Origin of the sequence: Sphingomonas yantingensis (genome assembly GCF_014199325.1) — a bacterium.
In the GTDB taxonomy this organism is placed as follows: Bacteria; Pseudomonadota; Alphaproteobacteria; order Sphingomonadales; family Sphingomonadaceae; genus Sphingomonas; species Sphingomonas yantingensis.
On the sequence record NZ_JACIJJ010000003.1, the window covers coordinates 1 to 14,455 of the forward strand.

Consider the following 14,455-nt stretch of genomic DNA (forward strand, 5'->3'; position numbering starts at 1 on the left):
CCACCCGCTACGACCGCTGCCCCACCGCGTTCTTCTCCGCCGTCGCCCTCGCTGCCACCGTCATCTTCTGGCTGTAATCAACGAGTCCTGACCCTAGTTATGATCGCAAAAAATTCGTTACACCGAGGTCAATCAGCCTGGCGCAGCGCTTCTCCTATATTGGCACGCAATCGAGTAATCCAGATCAGCGACAGGCTTGATGCAAATCCGATGCCGGCGAAGGCGAGCGCAAAATTTGCCGCCGGCGGCGACGCGTCTGAGCAGACAGAATTGTGCAGTAACCCGGCGGACAGCGAAACACCCAGGCTGATACTGAACTGCTGGGCCATCGTCAGGAGCACCGTGGCCTGGCCGATCGCACGGGGATCGAGATCGACATAGGCTATTGCTGTTGCCGGAATGAAGAATCCTGAGCGGACGACACCGACGATCGCAAGGCAGGCCGCGATAAGCCAGACTGGCGTGGTGCGGTCCACCGCTGCCAAAACGCCAGTGCCAATCGAAGCGCCGAGCGCGCATGCAGCCATCACTGCGCGGATGTCGAGCCTGTCGAGCAGCCAGGGTACGAAGAAGCGGGCCGCCAAGCCGCCGGTGGCCGACGCAATCAGCACCTTTCCAGCATCGAGCGGAGACATGTCCAGTGACTGTTGCAGCATTAGCGGGAGGAGAAACGGCAGACCACCGACTGCCAGCCGCTGCAAGCCCCCCGCCCAGAGGCTGACATGAAGAGTAGTTGCACGAAGGAGGCGAGGGCGAGGATTGGCGCCGCGACCCTGCGCGCATGATAGCGATAGGCGAGCCCGAGAGCCGCAACTACCCCGACGAGCGCCAGCCGGCCGCCTGATCGGACGCACAAAGGGCGGCATGAACACCAAGCTTCATGCCGCTGCCGATGCGAATGGCGGCCCATTGAGCTTCTTCCTGGCCGCCGGGTAGGTCAGCGATTATACCGGCGCGGCGGCGCTTCTAGACAATCAGCCAAAAACGCAGTGGCTGCTCATCGACCGCGGCGACAACGTCGACCCGTTCAGGGACGCTCTTCAGGCCAAGGGCATCCAGCCCCGCATCCCGGCCCGACGATCGCGCAACGAGCCGGTCAGATAAGGTAAGCGCTGGTACCGGCGTCGCGGCCGCATCAAGGTCATGTTCGGTCGCCTCGAAGACTGGCGACGCGTCGCCACACGCTACGATCGCTGCCCGGCGGTCCTCTTTTCTGCTGTTGCCCTCGCTGCCACGTAATCTTTTGGCTGTGATCAACGAGCCCTGACCCGTCGGCCATTAAAGCTGCTCGTTTTGCAAACATGAGCAGTTTGGCATGAAAATCGACAGGCAGATGGAGGCCCGAGCCGGAATCGAACCGGCGTGCAAGGATTTGCAGTCCTCTGCGTAACCACTCCGCCATCGGGCCTCGATGCGGTGAGCGGCGGCTATTGAAGCGCCGGGGCCCCGCTGTCAACGCTCACCGCTTGCGAACCAAGTTGCGCATCGCCGCGTCGAGGCCGGCGATGGTCAGCGGATACATGCGATCCGCCATCGCGTGGCGGACGAGGCCGATCGACTGGGTGTGGCCCCAATAGGCCTCCGGCACCGGGTTGAGCCAGGCCGCCGCGCCCCACGTATCGGTCATCCGTTTCAGCCAGACGAGCCCCGCTTCCTCGTTGAAATGCTCGACCGACCCGCCGGGCTGCGACAGCTCGTAGGGGCTCATCGACGCATCGCCGACGAAGATCAGGCGATAATCGGGGCCGAAGCGGTGGATGATCTCGCGCACCGGCGTGCGCTCGGCATGGCGGCGGCGATTGTCCTTCCACACGCCCTCGTACACGCAATTGTGGAAGTAGAAAAATTCCAGGTGCCGGAACTCGGCGGTGGCGGCGGAGAACAGCTCCTCGACCAGCCGGACGAACGGATCCATCGACCCGCCGACATCGAGGAATAGGAGCAGCTTGACCGCGTTGTGCCGCTCGGGCCGCATCCGGACGTCCAGCCACCCCTGCCGCGCGGTGCCGGCGATCGTTGCGTCGAGGTCGAGCTCGTCGGCGGCGCCTTCGCGCGCGAAGCGGCGCAGGCGGCGCAGCGCCACCTTGATGTTGCGGGTGCCGAGCTCGCGCGTGTTGTCGAGATTGGCGAACTCGCGCTTGTCCCAGACCTTGATCGCGCGCTTGTGCTTCGATTCGCCGCCGATCCGCACGCCCTCGGGATTGTAGCCCGAATTGCCATAGGGGCTGGTGCCGCCGGTGCCGATCCACTTGTTGCCGCCCTGATGCCGGCCTTCCTGTTCCTCCAGCCGCTTTTTTAGCGTCTCCATGATCTCGTCCCAGGAGCCGAGCGATTCGATCTTCGCCATCTCCTCGGGCGTCAGATACTTTTCGGCGACGGCACGCAGCCACTCTTCCGGGATCGCCGCCTGCTCGCCCGCGGGGGCGGTCAGGCCGCGAAAGACATGCGCGAACACCCGATCGAAGCGGTCGATCAGCGCCTCGTCCTTCACGAAGATGGCACGGGACAGATAGTAGAATTGCTCGGGCGTCCGCTCAATCACCTCGGCATCCAGCGCCTCGAGCAGCAGCAGATGCTCCTTGAGGCTGGCGGGCACCCCCGCGGCGCGCAGCGCCTCGACAAAGCCGATGAACATGGGGCCGGTGTGGCGACGCTTCAGCGCGCGCGCAAGTAGAGCTGCCAGTGATTGCCCGACAGCCCCGTCGTTCGCGCACCCGCAATCGCGGTGTAGGCGACGCCGCAGCGGCGCGGGCTGTCGGGGGAAGGGGCGTCGCCGTCGCGGGTGACGAAGAGGAAGTCGGCGGCGGGGCAGGGTGCCTCGACAAGGCGTGCGGCATAGCCGACCTGTGCGGCGGCCACGTCTATGACCGCCGAATCACGTGGCGCCTCCACCGCATAGGTCGCGCCACCCGGTCGCGCGCTTGCCATCGCGGCGATCGCCTGTCGCGGGTCGGCGCGCAGATTCTGGACGAGATCGAGATCGCCGAGGATGCTGCCGCCCAGGATCACGATCGACAGCGGCAACGCGGCGATCCGCGGCGCTTGCGCGATCGCCAGCAACAGGACCGCCGCAGCGATCAGATAGTAGCGTGCAAGCCCGCTGTTGCCGATGCCGAGCACCGCCACCGCGATCGGGAAGGCGAGCACGGTCAGCCCCGTGAGCGCCGCGCGGTGTTCGCGCGCGCCCGCCACCACCAGCGCCGCGGTCCCCGCGACGGTCAGGACGAGCAGCGTCGGCTTCGGCAGCCATCCGATCGCCAGCGTATAGCGCGCGAGTTCGCCGAGGCCGTCCGCCCAGGCGCTCACCGAAAAGGGCGTATAACTGCCGATCGCAAGGCCGCCCGCAAGGACGGCCGCGGCCGCGCCGCCCGACAGCACGACGCCCGGACCGAGCAGCCGAATCGTTGACGCCACAGGCCGTTCGCCCCGGTACGCCCACAGTGTCCACCCGATGAGCGCGGGCACCGCGAATAGCATCGTCAGCTGCGCCAGCGTGCCCACTATGAGGGCAAGCGCAATACCGATCGCCGGCTTCGGCTTGTCCGGCGCATCGATACTGCGGCCGATCAACAGGATGGCGATGAGCAGTGCGAGCAGCATCGGCGCGTAGCCGCGCGCTTCGGATCCATAGGTGACGAGCACGGGCGACAGCGCGAACAGCCATGCGCCAAGCATCGCCGCGCGTGGCCCCGTCCGCCCGGCGACCGCGGCCGCGACGGGCACGGCCGCGGTCCCGCACGCGATCGACACCGCCCGCATTGCGATCGGCGGCGCGCCCCAGCCGACAATCTGAAGCCACCAGCTATTGAGGATATGATTGTTGTCGTGCCCGATCCTGAGCACGCCGATCGCCGTGCTCGCGTCGCGCGCGAACACGGCGGACCAGGCCTCGTCCAACCACAGCCCGCCGCGGGCCGCGGCGACGCGCACGGACAGCGCAACCAGCGTCGCCGCGATGATCGAAATCCGAGTCGAGCGGGAGAGGGCCATCGCCCTGACCTGTAGCGCGCGGTGGTTAAGCCGCCGTAAGTGTTCCACATCACCCCCGGATCAAGTCCGGGGTGACGAGGTGGGTTGCTCAACGCGCGTACGCGTCGATCAACGATCCGACATAATCAGGCGCCGCGCTGCTCAGTTCAGGCAGCGCGCGCGCGGGCGGCGCGTCGCCACCGGCGGGGTAGATGAAGCCGTAGGTAGGATAGGTGCTGCCGCCCAGCCCACCATTGTCGCGATACCAGACGCGCACTCGGCTCCAGTCGCCGCGCTCGGAAACGTCGAACAGCGTGACGTCCTGCTCGGCCCTGCCCCGTTCGCCGGCGAATCGCGACCAGTTGGCGTGCGTCAGCATCACCACGCGATCCTCGACGATGCGGCTGACCACGGCGACGTGGCCGAGGCGAAGCTGGCCGGTCTGCGCAAAGACGAGCACCGCGCCGACGCGGGGCGCGTGGCCGCGTTCGTACTTACCCCTGGCCTGATCCCACCAGGTCCAGGCATCGCCCCAGATCTTAATGCCGGACACGGCGCGCGCAAAGGGCACGCACTGGCCATTATATTGCTCGATGATGTTCGCCTTGGCCTGCACGGCGGCCAACATCGCCGCCAGCACGCAAACCACGAACGTCAGGATACGCATCGCTTACCGACCCCTGTCTCGGACCGCGTGCACTCTATACAAGCGGTCCTCGCCATAGGGTTGCCCGGCTTGGTTAAACCTCGGTAAGCAATGTGATAATTCGGATGATCAGTCCGGTTCCGCTCAGCCCCCGCGGCGCGCCATGAACGCGAGGCGTTCGAACAGCATCACATCGGCCTCGTTCTTGATGAGCGCCCCGGCCAGCGGCGGGATCGCGCTGCGGCTGTCGCGCGATTGCAGAACATCGAGCGGCATGTCCTCAGCGAGCAGCAGCTTCAGCCAGTCGATCAGTTCGCTGGTCGACGGCTTCTTCTTGAGCCCTGGCACCTCGCGAAGCTCGTAGAAGATGTCGAGCGCGCGGTTGACGAGGATCTTCTGGATGCCCGGAAAATGCACGTCGAGGATCGACTGCATCGTCTCACGGTCCGGAAAGCGGATATAGTGGAAGAAGCAGCGGCGTAGGAACGCGTCGGGCAGCTCCTTCTCGTTGTTCGACGTGATGACGACGATCGGCCGCTCGGCCGCGGTCACCCGCTCGCCCGTCTCGTAGACGTCGAAGCTCATCCGATCGAGCTCCTGGAGCAGGTCGTTGGGAAATTCGATATCCGCCTTGTCGATCTCGTCGATCAACAGAACGGGGAGCTCGGGGCTGGTGAACGCGTCCCACAATTTGCCGCGGCGGATGTAGTTGCCGATTTCATGGACGCGCGGATCGCCGAGCTGGCCGTCGCGAAGCCGCGCGACCGCGTCGTATTCGTACAGGCCCTGCTGCGCCTTGGTCGTCGATTTGACGTGCCATTCAATCAGCGGTGCGCCGACCGCGCGGGCGATCTCGTGCGCGAGCACGGTCTTGCCCGTGCCCGGCTCGCCCTTGACGAGCAGCGGGCGGCGCAGCTTCACCGCGGCGTTGACCGCGACCTTCAGGTCGTCGGTGGCGACATAGTCGCTTGTGCCCTCGAAACGCATGGCGGTCCTTTCCTTATCGATGGACCGGTTATGGCCGCGCGCCGCGGGCGGCAAGCGCGTTCGTCGCGTTCAGCTCGCGTTGCGGGCGCTCGCGCGGGCCTCGAGCAGGTCCCATAGCCCGCGCTGCTGGGCGAGAAACTGCTGCGCGCCGAACAGCGCGGCACGTTCGGCCGCCGGGCCGCTCATGATGCTGTCGATGGCGATCGCGGTGGAGATGGGGTCGGGCAGCAGCGTCGGCTGGCGGTCCAGCCCCAGGCGATCGCCCGCCCGGTCGAGCAGCCGCCGGATCGCGCCCCAGTCCATCACCAGCGCGGCGGCGGCACCGATGGCGCAGCCTACGCGGTCCGACTGCACGAGCGTGTCGAGCGCGTGGCGTTGGCCGGAGACGGCGGCCTCGCTCTCGGCCTGTCCGGGCGTGCTGGGCAGCGGGCCGACCGCGGAAACGAGCGCGGCGATCCGCTCACGCTCGACCGCGAACGCGGCGGCGGCGTCCTCGAGCCACGGGATCACCGCGTCGGGCTGGCCGTGCGACAGCGCGTGGTCGTGGACGCCCGGATGCCGGCCGTGCAGCATACAGATGATGTGAAGCGCGTCGGCGACGTCGCGCATCGGCGCGGCCGGCGCGACGAGCGCGCGCCAGTGCGGGTGCGCCGCGCTGCCATCGGCGGCGACCAGTGCAGCGACGACGCCCGCGGTACCGCGCGTCTCGATCGCCCGAATCGTCTCCGCCGACATCGACACCCCTTTTGCCTGACCGAACCCAACCACCATTGGCGGTACGCAGGCGTACCCCGACGACCTATACCGAGAGGCGTAAAGACCTGGTTGATCGCGCGTTTACGATTTGTGGGGAGCGTGGACCGTTGCCAGCGCGATGGTCACCTGCTCCACCCCGCTGCGCCCGCGGACCGCGGCGAGGGACAGGTCGACCGCGATCGAGCCGCCGTCCCGCCGCTGAAGCCGGGCCGGGAGCTGTCGCGCCGCCCCGTCGCCGATTACCTCGTCGATCGTCTGCGCCACTGCGGCGCGGTCGCCCGCGTCGATCAGCGTAACGAAACGGACCGCCAGCAGCGTCGTGCGCTCGATCCCGGTCAGTGCAGCAAGGGACGCGCCGACCGCACCGATATAGCCGCGCAAATTGATCCGCGCCCATCCGATCCCCGGCAGCGCGTCGAACGCCGCACCCATCGCGCTCAGCCGAAGCGCGGCTTCCTCACCCTCGTCGTCGACGCTCACATCGTCGGCGACGATCAGCGCGCCGTCTCCGAACGGGACGATGACGATGCTGTACCGCCGATCCCGGAGCGCGATTTCCGCCAGCTCAGGCGCGCCCACCCGCCGCGACCGGTCGGCAAGATCCTGAAGGAAGCCGGCGACCGATTCGCCGAACAAGCGCGAAAGCGGCAGTCCCGCCGCCGCGCCGCCGCCGCCGAAGGCGACGCGCGCCGCCCGGTTGATCTCGCCCAGACGGCCCGCCCCGTCGACGACCAGCACGCTCTCGCGCATCGCATCCATCAGCAGCGTCGACAGCGCGGTGTCGGGCGCGGCGCTGTGCGGCGCGCAGAGCCGGCGCATCAGATCGAGCGAGGTGAGAACAAGGCTCGGCCTGCCGCGGCGCAGGACGAAGACAGGCTGCTGGAGCGCGCGCTCCTGCCACAGCCCGAACTGGCGGACGAGTTCGGACGCGGTGACGCACGCCTCGGTACCAGGGGTAAATTCGGCTGGATCGCTCATGGTCCGATGATGCGCGAAATGGTACGAATACGGAACAACGCCGGACCGAAACGGATGCACTGTTTCGGCAGTGGGGCACAACGGCTCCGTTGTGGACCGACTTCACCGTCCTGCGATCGCATCGGGCGGCATGATCCATGTCATAAATCGGTCATCAACAGCGCACAGGGCGAACCCATGGCTACCGCCGCCCTCGCGTCCGAAGACCCGCTCAGTCCCGCCGCGAGCGGCCCTGATCTGGATCGCCGTCACCACCCGCTCGCGCGGCTGTTGTTCCTGCTGCTGATCGCAGGCGGTTTCGCCTTTGCCTGTGCGAGCGTCGTGATCGACACGCAGCAGGTCGGCGAGACGCTGGCAGTCAGCGTATTCGCCTTCCTCGCGCTCGCGCTGGTGATCGCGCTCGGGTTCGAGTTCGTGAACGGTTTTCACGACACCGCCAACGCAGTCGCGACGGTGATCTACACCAATTCGCTGCCCGCGCATTTCGCGGTCGTCTGGTCGGGCTTCTTCAATTTCCTCGGCGTGATGCTGTCGTCGGGAGCCGTCGCCTATGCGATCATCACGCTCCTGCCGGTCGAGCTCATCATCAATGTCGGCTCGGCGGCGGGCTATGCGATGATCTTCGCGCTGCTGATCGCGGCGGTGCTCTGGAACCTCGCCACCTGGTATGTGGGACTGCCCAATTCGTCGAGCCACACGCTGATCGGATCTGTGCTGGGCGTCGGCCTTGCCAACCAGCTGATGGCGTCGGGTTCGCTTTCGGGGACCGCGGGCGTCGACTGGAGCCAGGCGCAGAAGGTCCTGAGCGGCCTGGCGATGGCGCCCGTGATCGGCTTCGTCGCGGCGTTCGTGCTTCTGTTCGCGATGCAGCGCGTGCTGCGCAGCAGGGCGCTGTACGAGGCGCCGCGCGGGGACGCCCCGCCGCCCGGCGGCATCCGGGCGCTCCTCATCTTCACCTGCACCGCGGTCTCGTTCAGCCACGGGTCGAACGACGGGCAGAAGGGGATGGGCCTCATCATGCTGATCCTGATCGGCTGTGCGCCCACCGCCTATGCGCTCAACCGCACGATGCCCGAGAGCGCGACGCCGGTGTTCATCCAGTCGGCCGAGCGTGCCGCGACGGTGTTTGCGGCAAGGGGCGGTTCGGCCCCGCTGCCGCCCGAAAACGCCCGCGCGATCCTGACCCGATCGCTTCAGACGCGCGCAGTGGGCACGCCCGAGGCCCAGGCGGCGATCGCGACGATCTCGCGCGACGTGGCAGACCGGGTGAGCGGCTACGGCGCGCTGGCGAAGGTGCCCGCCGCCGCCACGCGCAACCTGCGCGCCGACATGTACCTCGTCCTCGATTCAACCAGGCTGGCGCTCAAAGACAAGGCGACCGCGGCGCAGTTTTCCCCGGCCGAGAAGGCCGCGATCGAGGGGTATGGCAAGCAGCTGGAACAGAGCACCCGCTACATTCCGCTCTGGGTCAAGATCGCGGTGGCGCTGGCGCTGGGTCTCGGCACGATGGTCGGCTGGCGGCGGATCGTCGTCACCGTTGGTGAGAAGATCGGCAAGCAGCACCTGACCTATGGCATGGGCGCCTCGGCCGAGCTGGTGGCGGCGTGCACGATCCTGGCCGCCGATCGCTTCGGCCTTCCCGTGTCCACGACGCATATCCTGTCGTCGGGCGTCGCGGGTGCCGCGGTCGCCAACGGGCAGGGGCTTCAGGCGCGGACGATCCGCAACATGGCACTCGCCTGGTGCCTGACGCTGCCCGTGGCGATGGCGCTGTCGGGCGGGCTCTACTGGCTCTTGCTGACGATCGTCAGGCTCTTCGGCAACGCCTGATCGATTGCGGCGAGCGCGGGCGCGCTGTCGTTCCGGACATTGCTGACGACCGCAGCGATCTCGCGCTCGACATTGTCGAGATTGTGGGCCGAGGGTTCGGCCCAGGCGGTGAGGGCCCCTGCAAACGTCGCGGCGGCGACGGCAAGCGCCAGGCGGCCGGAGCGGCGGCGGTTATCGCGCATTTCTCTCTCCCTTCGCTGTTCGAAGAGCGAGCTATCGGGCGCTTGGTGACCCTTGGCTGAACGCCAGTCAGCTTTCGGCGCGAAGCAGCGTGAGCCGTGCCTTTCCGTGGACGCGCCACGCGTCGATGGCGAAGCCCTTGACCTCGACCGCCTCGTCCTTCGCCGTCTCGATGCTGACCCAGGTCGCCGGCCCGATCCAGCCGAGCCGGGTCAGTCGCTCCAGTGCAACCGATCCCGCCCCGGTGCCGTAGGGCGGGTCCATCATCACGATGTCGAGTGGTTGCTGCACCGGCCCCAGCGCCAGCACCGACTGCGCGCGGACGTCGAGCTTGCGCCCCAGCTTCACGCCATTGGCCTTGAGCGCGTCGAGGGCGCCCCGATCCTGCTCCACGAAGACGCAGCTTTCGGCGCCGCGCGACAGCGCTTCCAGCCCCAGCGCGCCGGAGCCGGCGAAAAGGTCGGCGACCGCCAGCCCCTCGAAGCTGCCGACGCGGCTGAGCAGCATCGAGAACAGCGCCTCTCGCACGCGGTCGGCGGTGGGGCGGGTGGCGTCACCCTTGGGCGCGATCAGCGGGCGGCCGCGATCGGTGCCGGCGATGATACGCATCAGCGGGGACCCTTTCGCGGGCCGCCCGGCTTCCCGCCGGGGCGGCGAGGCGGTCCGTCACCGCGCGGCGGGCGGGGGTTGGATGAGCGATCGCCGTCGGTGCGAGGCGAACGAGTTGTGCCGCTCCGTCGCGCTTCAGGTCGATCGCCCCGAGCCGGCCGCTCGCGATCGTCGCGCGGGGCTGGCGACGCGGCGTTGCGCGGCTTACCGGGCCGGTCGTTGCGCTGCGGCTTTGCCCAGCCAGTGCGGGGACCCGCAGCCCGATCGCCTTCGGCGCGCGGGCGCAGCGTGCCGGCGCTGCGATCCGTGTCGGCGGGACGGGCTGTCCGCTCCGACGGATTGCGCGGACGCTCGGCGCGGGGCGCGGGGTTGCCGAACTTGCTGTCGCTGGTGCGCCGCGGCTTGCCGCGCTGGTTGCGGATGGGCGCAGCGTCAGCCGGCGCATCCTCCCGCAGCGGACGGCTTCGCGGCGCGCCCCGACCCGCGGGGGCCGACCGACCGGCGGCGGCGTCGCGACCGGGCAGGCGGCGGCGGTCGGTTTCGAGAAGCTCCGGCTGCTCGCGCTTGCGCGGGGCGGCGGGGCGGGCGGCGGCCGGCGCGCGGCGCGGGCTGCGCTCGGCCGGTGCCGCTTCCTCGCGCTCGACCTTCACCGGGCGGGCGCGCGTGGCGAGCGGCGTGTCGCTGCGCTTTTCGGCGGGCAGCTTCAACTCGCGGCGGAACTGGATCAGGTCGTGCTGGCGCACCTCGTCCACCGCGCCGATCGGCATGTCGGCCAGCGGGATCGGGCCGTAGCTGGTGCGGATCAGGCGGCTGACGCGAAGGCCCAGATGCTCCAGCACGCGGCGGACCTCGCGGTTCTTGCCCTCGGTCAGCGTCATCTCGACCCAGACATTCGCGCCCGTCCGCCGCTCCAGATTGGCGTCGATCGAGCCGTAGCGGACGCCCTCGATCTCCACGCCCTCGATCAGATCCTCGAGCTGCGCCTGGCTGACTTCGCCGAACGCACGAGCACGATAGGTGCGCTTGACCTTGGTCGCCGGCAATTCGAGCGCGCGCTTCAGCTCGCCGTCGGTGGTGAGCAGCAGCAGCCCCTCGGTATTGAGGTCGAGGCGGCCGACCGGGACCACGCGCGGCATGTCGTGGGGCAGGATGTCGTAGATCGTCTTGCGGCCGGTGAAATCGCGCTCGGCGGTCAGCACGCCCGCGGGCTTGTGGAAGCGGAACAGGCGGGCGGGCGCGGGAGCGGCGACTGGCTGTCCGTCGACCGTGACGCCGCGCAGGTTTTCGAGGAGGGTGGCGGGGGTCTCGATCGGCACGCCGTCGATGGCGATGCGGCGATCCTCGATCATCCGCTCGATCTCTCGCCGCGACGCAATTCCGGCACGGGCGAGCAATTTTGCGATGCGATGCTGTTCTGTGGGCTTGGACACGGGGGCGGCTGATAGTGCAAGCGAGGCCCGGCGGCAAAAAATTCGTGCGCCGGGATCGTCTGTCTCGCGTAGGATGTTGTGCACGCCATGGTCCATGGGGCCGAGTCGCGTGAGGGATAACCAGTCAGGCCATGTTGTTCGGACGCAAGAAGCGGCGGATCACGCGCATCCTCATCGTCGAGGACGAGCCGCTGGTCGCGTTCGACACCGAGTATTTTCTCAGCGAATCGGGGTTCGAAGTCGTCGCCACGCTCGATCGCGTCGCCGACGCGACGTTGATTCTGTCGGGCGAGGGCGAGATCGACCTCGTGCTCGTCGATGTCGAACTGGCCGACGGCAGCGGTGTCACCGTCGCCGAACTGGCGCGGGGTCGCGGCGCGCTCGTCCTGTTCGTGACGGGCAACTGCCCGGGCGAGGCGCGGTCGCTGGCGGCGGGTTGCCTCGCCAAGCCCTATCCGCAGCGAGACCTCCTCACCGCGATCGACGCGATCGAGAAGACGCTCGCGGGCAAGGCGCCGAAGAAGCTGCCGCAAAGCTTTAGCCTGTTCGCGCAAGCGGCGTAGCGCCCCGTACTCCCGCGAAAGCGGGAGTCCAGCGCCGCCTACGGCAGCGCCCGCGGCTCTAGGCTCCCGCTTTCGCGGGAGCACAACTTAACTCCGATAATCGGCGTTGATGGCGATGTAGCCATGCGTCAGGTCGCAGGTCCAGACCGTCGCGCGGCCGTCGCCGAGCTTCAGGTCGACCGAAATCTCGATCTCGTCGCCCATCAGGTGCGCGGCGACCGGCGCCTCGTCATACCCCTCGACCACCAAGCCGTCGCGCGCGACCTCGATCCCGCCGAACGCGATGGAGAGCTTGTCGCGCTCGGCCGGCTCGCCCGCCTTGCCGACCGCCATGACGACGCGGCCCCAATTGGCGTCCTCGCCCGCGATCGCGGTCTTGACCAGCGGCGAGTTGGCGATGCTCATCGCAATGCGGTGGGCGCTGCGGTCGCTTTCGGCACCGTCCACGTCGATGCGGATGAACTTCGACGCACCCTCGCCGTCGCGCACCACGAGGTGCGCGAGCTGGCGGCAGACATCGGCGAGTGCCGCGCGGAAGGCGTCGGCGCCGGCATCGTCCTCGCGCCCGAGCGGCCGGTTGCCCGCATGGCCCGTCGCAAAGGCGAGCACCGTGTCGCTGGTCGAGGTGTCGCCATCGACAGTGATGCAGGAAAAGGTCGTCTCGTTCGCATCCTCCAGCGCCTTCTGAAGAAAGCCCGGCTCGACCGCGGCGTCCGTGAAGATGAAGCCGAGCATCGTCGCCATATCCGGCGCGATCATGCCGGACCCCTTGACGATGCCGCTGATCGTCACCGTGCGCCCGTCGACGATCGCGGTCGCCGACGCACCTTTCGCGAAGGTATCCGTGGTGGCGATGGCGTTCGCGGCACCCTCCCATGCGACCACCGGCGCGGCGAGTGCGGCGTCGAGCCCCGCCTCCGCCTTGTCGATCGGCAGGGGCACGCCGATCACCCCGGTCGAGGCGACGAACACGTCGGAGGGCTGGCACGCCAGCGCCCCCGCCACTCGCGCCGCGATCGCCTCCACCGCCGCCCGCCCGCGATTGCCGGTAAAGGCGTTGGCGTTCCCCGCATTGACCACCAGCGCGCGCGCGCGGCCCAGCACGAGGGCCCTGCGGCACCACTCTACCTCGGGCGAGGGGCAGCGGCTCTTCGTCGTCACGCCCGCGACGCTGGTGCCATCATCGAGGATCGCGAGCGTCAGGTCGGCGCGCTCCCACGCCTTGTACCCCGCACGCGCGGTGCGCAGCGAGACGCCGGCGATCGCGGGCAGGTCAGGAAAGGCGGCGGGGGCGAGGGGGGAGCGGTTCATGCCCAACGCCCTACGAACGCACCCGCGCGCACGCAAGCAGACGTATTCCCGGACCCCCGATGCCGCTACGGCGTTGCACCGATCGAAGGTTCGCGCCTATAGGCCGGCCAACCGTGTAGCTCCCCAAGGAACGAGGTTTCATCATCGTGGCCAAGTCACCGGCGCGCGCCGCCCAGAGCGACCCCCAGATCCCCAATCGTGAGCGGCCCGCCGAGCCCCAGCGTTACGAAGCCTCGAAAGAGGAACTGCTCGACTTCTACAAGCAGATGCTGCTGATCCGCCGGTTCGAGGAAAAGGCGGGCCAGCTCTATGGCCTCGGCCTGATCGGCGGCTTCTGTCACCTCTATATCGGTCAGGAAGCGGTCGCGGTCGGACTCCAGTCGGCGCTCGAGGTCGGCAAGGATTCGGTCATCACCGGCTATCGCGACCATGGCCACATGCTCGCCTATGGCATCGATCCCAAGGTCATCATGGCCGAGCTGACCGGCCGCGCGGCCGGCATCAGCAAGGGCAAGGGCGGGTCGATGCACATGTTCTCGACCGAGCATAAATTCTATGGCGGCCACGGCATCGTCGGCGCGCAGGTGTCGCTGGGCGCCGGCCTCGCCTTCAAGCACAAGTACGCCGACGATGGCGGCGTCTGCATGGCCTATTTCGGCGACGGCGCCGCGAATCAGGGTCAGGTGTACGAAGCGTTCAACATGGCCGAGCTCTGGAAGCTGCCGATCATCTTCGTGATCGAGAACAACCAGTACGCCATGGGCACGTCGGTCAACCGCGCCTCGTCCGAGGATCAGCTTTACAAGCGCGGCGAGAGCTTCCGTATCCCGGGCATCCAGGTCGACGGCATGGACGTGCTCGCCTGCCGCGGCGCGGCTGAGGAGGCACTGGCCTGGGTGCGCGGCGGCAAGGGGCCGATCATCCTCGAGATGAAGACCTATCGCTATCGCGGCCACTCGATGTCCGACCCCGCCAAATATCGCAGCCGCGACGAGGTGCAGGCCGTCCGCGACAAGTCCGACCCGATCGAGGCGGTGAAGCGCGAGCTCGAAGCGCTCGGCGTGACCGAGGCCGAGCTCAAGCCGCTGGAGCAGGAAATCCGCAAGGTGGTCGGCGAAGCCGCCGACTTCGCCGAGAACGCACCCGAGCCCGAGACGGGCGAGCTGTACACCGAAGTGCTGGTGGAGACCTATTGA

The 14,455-nt window shown here is 68.1% G+C and carries 14 protein-coding genes, 1 tRNA gene and 1 pseudogene; 4 read left to right on the forward strand and 12 right to left on the reverse strand.

The features are described 5' to 3' along the window. Window positions 1-128 precede the first annotated feature (128 nt). Window positions 129-701, reverse strand: a complete 573-nt coding sequence (locus tag FHR19_RS09830) for an MFS transporter (RefSeq protein ID WP_184027708.1) — start codon at window positions 699-701, stop codon at window positions 129-131. Window positions 702-831: 130 nt separating this feature from the next. Here FHR19_RS09830 and FHR19_RS09835 point away from each other — a divergent pair. Next, window positions 832-1,253 (forward strand): annotated as a pseudogene (locus FHR19_RS09835) (IS5 family transposase); the annotation flags it as partial. 81 nt (window positions 1,254-1,334) lie between these two features. On the opposite strand, the gene FHR19_RS09840 reads toward FHR19_RS09835, so the two are convergent. The 7 genes from FHR19_RS09840 to FHR19_RS09870 form a co-directional block, all read right to left on the reverse strand. Continuing rightward, a tRNA-Cys gene (locus FHR19_RS09840) sits at window positions 1,335-1,408 on the reverse strand. A 51-nt stretch (window positions 1,409-1,459) separates the two neighbouring features. Then, entirely contained in the window at window positions 1,460-2,635 is a 1,176-nt protein-coding gene (locus tag FHR19_RS09845; RefSeq protein WP_184027711.1) for a vWA domain-containing protein, read from the reverse strand. 20 nt (window positions 2,636-2,655) lie between these two features. Beyond that, window positions 2,656-3,990 carry a glycosyltransferase family 39 protein gene (locus tag FHR19_RS09850; RefSeq protein WP_184027714.1) on the reverse strand — a complete coding sequence of 445 codons (1,335 nt, stop codon included), beginning with the start codon at window positions 3,988-3,990 and terminating at the stop codon, window positions 2,656-2,658. A gap of 88 nt (window positions 3,991-4,078) precedes the next feature. Next, the gene (locus FHR19_RS09855; RefSeq protein ID WP_184027717.1) at window positions 4,079-4,636 is read right to left on the reverse strand and encodes a CHAP domain-containing protein; all 558 of its coding nucleotides are present in this window, start codon (window positions 4,634-4,636) and stop codon (window positions 4,079-4,081) included. 123 nt (window positions 4,637-4,759) lie between these two features. Beyond that, the gene (locus tag FHR19_RS09860; protein ID WP_184027719.1) at window positions 4,760-5,602 is read right to left on the reverse strand and encodes an AAA family ATPase; all 843 of its coding nucleotides are present in this window, start codon (window positions 5,600-5,602) and stop codon (window positions 4,760-4,762) included. A gap of 69 nt (window positions 5,603-5,671) precedes the next feature. Continuing rightward, window positions 5,672-6,337: a DUF6975 family protein gene (locus tag FHR19_RS09865; RefSeq protein ID WP_184027721.1), complete on the reverse strand. Its 666-nt coding sequence runs from the start codon at window positions 6,335-6,337 to the stop codon at window positions 5,672-5,674. 102 nt (window positions 6,338-6,439) lie between these two features. Next, window positions 6,440-7,336 carry a PAS domain-containing protein gene (locus FHR19_RS09870; RefSeq protein WP_184027723.1) on the reverse strand — a complete coding sequence of 299 codons (897 nt, stop codon included), beginning with the start codon at window positions 7,334-7,336 and terminating at the stop codon, window positions 6,440-6,442. Between the two features lie 177 nt (window positions 7,337-7,513). Between FHR19_RS09870 and FHR19_RS09875 the strand changes: the two genes are divergently transcribed. Further along, on the forward strand, window positions 7,514-9,166 hold the full coding sequence (locus FHR19_RS09875) for an inorganic phosphate transporter (protein ID WP_184027725.1): 1,653 nt from the start codon (window positions 7,514-7,516) through the stop codon (window positions 9,164-9,166). Here FHR19_RS09875 and FHR19_RS09880 read toward each other — a convergent pair. The 3 genes from FHR19_RS09880 to FHR19_RS09890 all read right to left on the reverse strand — a co-directional run bounded on the left by FHR19_RS09880 (window position 9,121) and on the right by FHR19_RS09890 (window position 11,385). Beyond that, complete coding sequence (locus FHR19_RS09880; protein ID WP_184027727.1) at window positions 9,121-9,348, reverse strand: hypothetical protein; 228 nt, start codon at window positions 9,346-9,348, stop codon at window positions 9,121-9,123. The genes FHR19_RS09875 and FHR19_RS09880 overlap by 46 nt on opposite strands. Before the next feature lie 67 nt (window positions 9,349-9,415). Beyond that, window positions 9,416-9,955: a 16S rRNA (guanine(966)-N(2))-methyltransferase RsmD gene (rsmD, locus tag FHR19_RS09885; RefSeq protein ID WP_184027730.1), complete on the reverse strand. Its 540-nt coding sequence runs from the start codon at window positions 9,953-9,955 to the stop codon at window positions 9,416-9,418. Then, window positions 9,955-11,385, reverse strand: coding sequence for a pseudouridine synthase (locus FHR19_RS09890; protein WP_343053230.1), 1,431 nt, complete (start codon window positions 11,383-11,385; stop codon window positions 9,955-9,957). The genes rsmD and FHR19_RS09890 overlap by 1 nt, the downstream gene beginning before the upstream one ends. 131 nt (window positions 11,386-11,516) lie before the next feature. On the opposite strand from FHR19_RS09890, the gene FHR19_RS09895 reads away from it, so the two are divergent. Continuing rightward, window positions 11,517-11,948, forward strand: coding sequence for a response regulator (locus FHR19_RS09895; RefSeq protein ID WP_184027734.1), 432 nt, complete (start codon window positions 11,517-11,519; stop codon window positions 11,946-11,948). A gap of 87 nt (window positions 11,949-12,035) precedes the next feature. Here FHR19_RS09895 and argJ read toward each other — a convergent pair whose 3' ends face one another. Further along, on the reverse strand, window positions 12,036-13,259 hold the full coding sequence (gene argJ / locus FHR19_RS09900) for a bifunctional glutamate N-acetyltransferase/amino-acid acetyltransferase ArgJ (protein ID WP_184027736.1): 1,224 nt from the start codon (window positions 13,257-13,259) through the stop codon (window positions 12,036-12,038). 146 nt (window positions 13,260-13,405) lie between these two features. Here argJ and pdhA point away from each other — a divergent pair, with 146 nt between their 5' ends. Further along, window positions 13,406-14,455 carry a pyruvate dehydrogenase (acetyl-transferring) E1 component subunit alpha gene (gene pdhA, locus FHR19_RS09905; RefSeq protein WP_184027738.1) on the forward strand — a complete coding sequence of 350 codons (1,050 nt, stop codon included), beginning with the start codon at window positions 13,406-13,408 and terminating at the stop codon, window positions 14,453-14,455.

What these genes read in the sequence shown, in the direction of transcription:
- FHR19_RS09850 (WP_184027714.1), bottom strand. Translation starts at nt 3,990, where the DNA reads ATGGCCCTCTCCCGCTCGACTCGGATTTCGATCATCGCGGCGACGCTG.
- FHR19_RS09855 (WP_184027717.1), bottom strand. Translation starts at nt 4,636, where the DNA reads ATGCGTATCCTGACGTTCGTGGTTTGCGTGCTGGCGGCGATGTTGGCC.
- FHR19_RS09895 (WP_184027734.1), top strand. Translation starts at nt 11,517, where the DNA reads ATGTTGTTCGGACGCAAGAAGCGGCGGATCACGCGCATCCTCATCGTC.
- rsmD (WP_184027730.1), bottom strand. Translation starts at nt 9,955, where the DNA reads ATGCGTATCATCGCCGGCACCGATCGCGGCCGCCCGCTGATCGCGCCC.
- FHR19_RS09865 (WP_184027721.1), bottom strand. Translation starts at nt 6,337, where the DNA reads ATGTCGGCGGAGACGATTCGGGCGATCGAGACGCGCGGTACCGCGGGC.
- FHR19_RS09860 (WP_184027719.1), bottom strand. Translation starts at nt 5,602, where the DNA reads ATGCGTTTCGAGGGCACAAGCGACTATGTCGCCACCGACGACCTGAAG.
- argJ (WP_184027736.1), bottom strand. Translation starts at nt 13,259, where the DNA reads ATGAACCGCTCCCCCCTCGCCCCCGCCGCCTTTCCTGACCTGCCCGCG.
- FHR19_RS09845 (WP_184027711.1), bottom strand. Translation starts at nt 2,635, where the DNA reads ATGTTCATCGGCTTTGTCGAGGCGCTGCGCGCCGCGGGGGTGCCCGCC.
- FHR19_RS09875 (WP_184027725.1), top strand. Translation starts at nt 7,514, where the DNA reads ATGGCTACCGCCGCCCTCGCGTCCGAAGACCCGCTCAGTCCCGCCGCG.
- FHR19_RS09880 (WP_184027727.1), bottom strand. Translation starts at nt 9,348, where the DNA reads ATGCGCGATAACCGCCGCCGCTCCGGCCGCCTGGCGCTTGCCGTCGCC.
- FHR19_RS09870 (WP_184027723.1), bottom strand. Translation starts at nt 7,336, where the DNA reads ATGAGCGATCCAGCCGAATTTACCCCTGGTACCGAGGCGTGCGTCACC.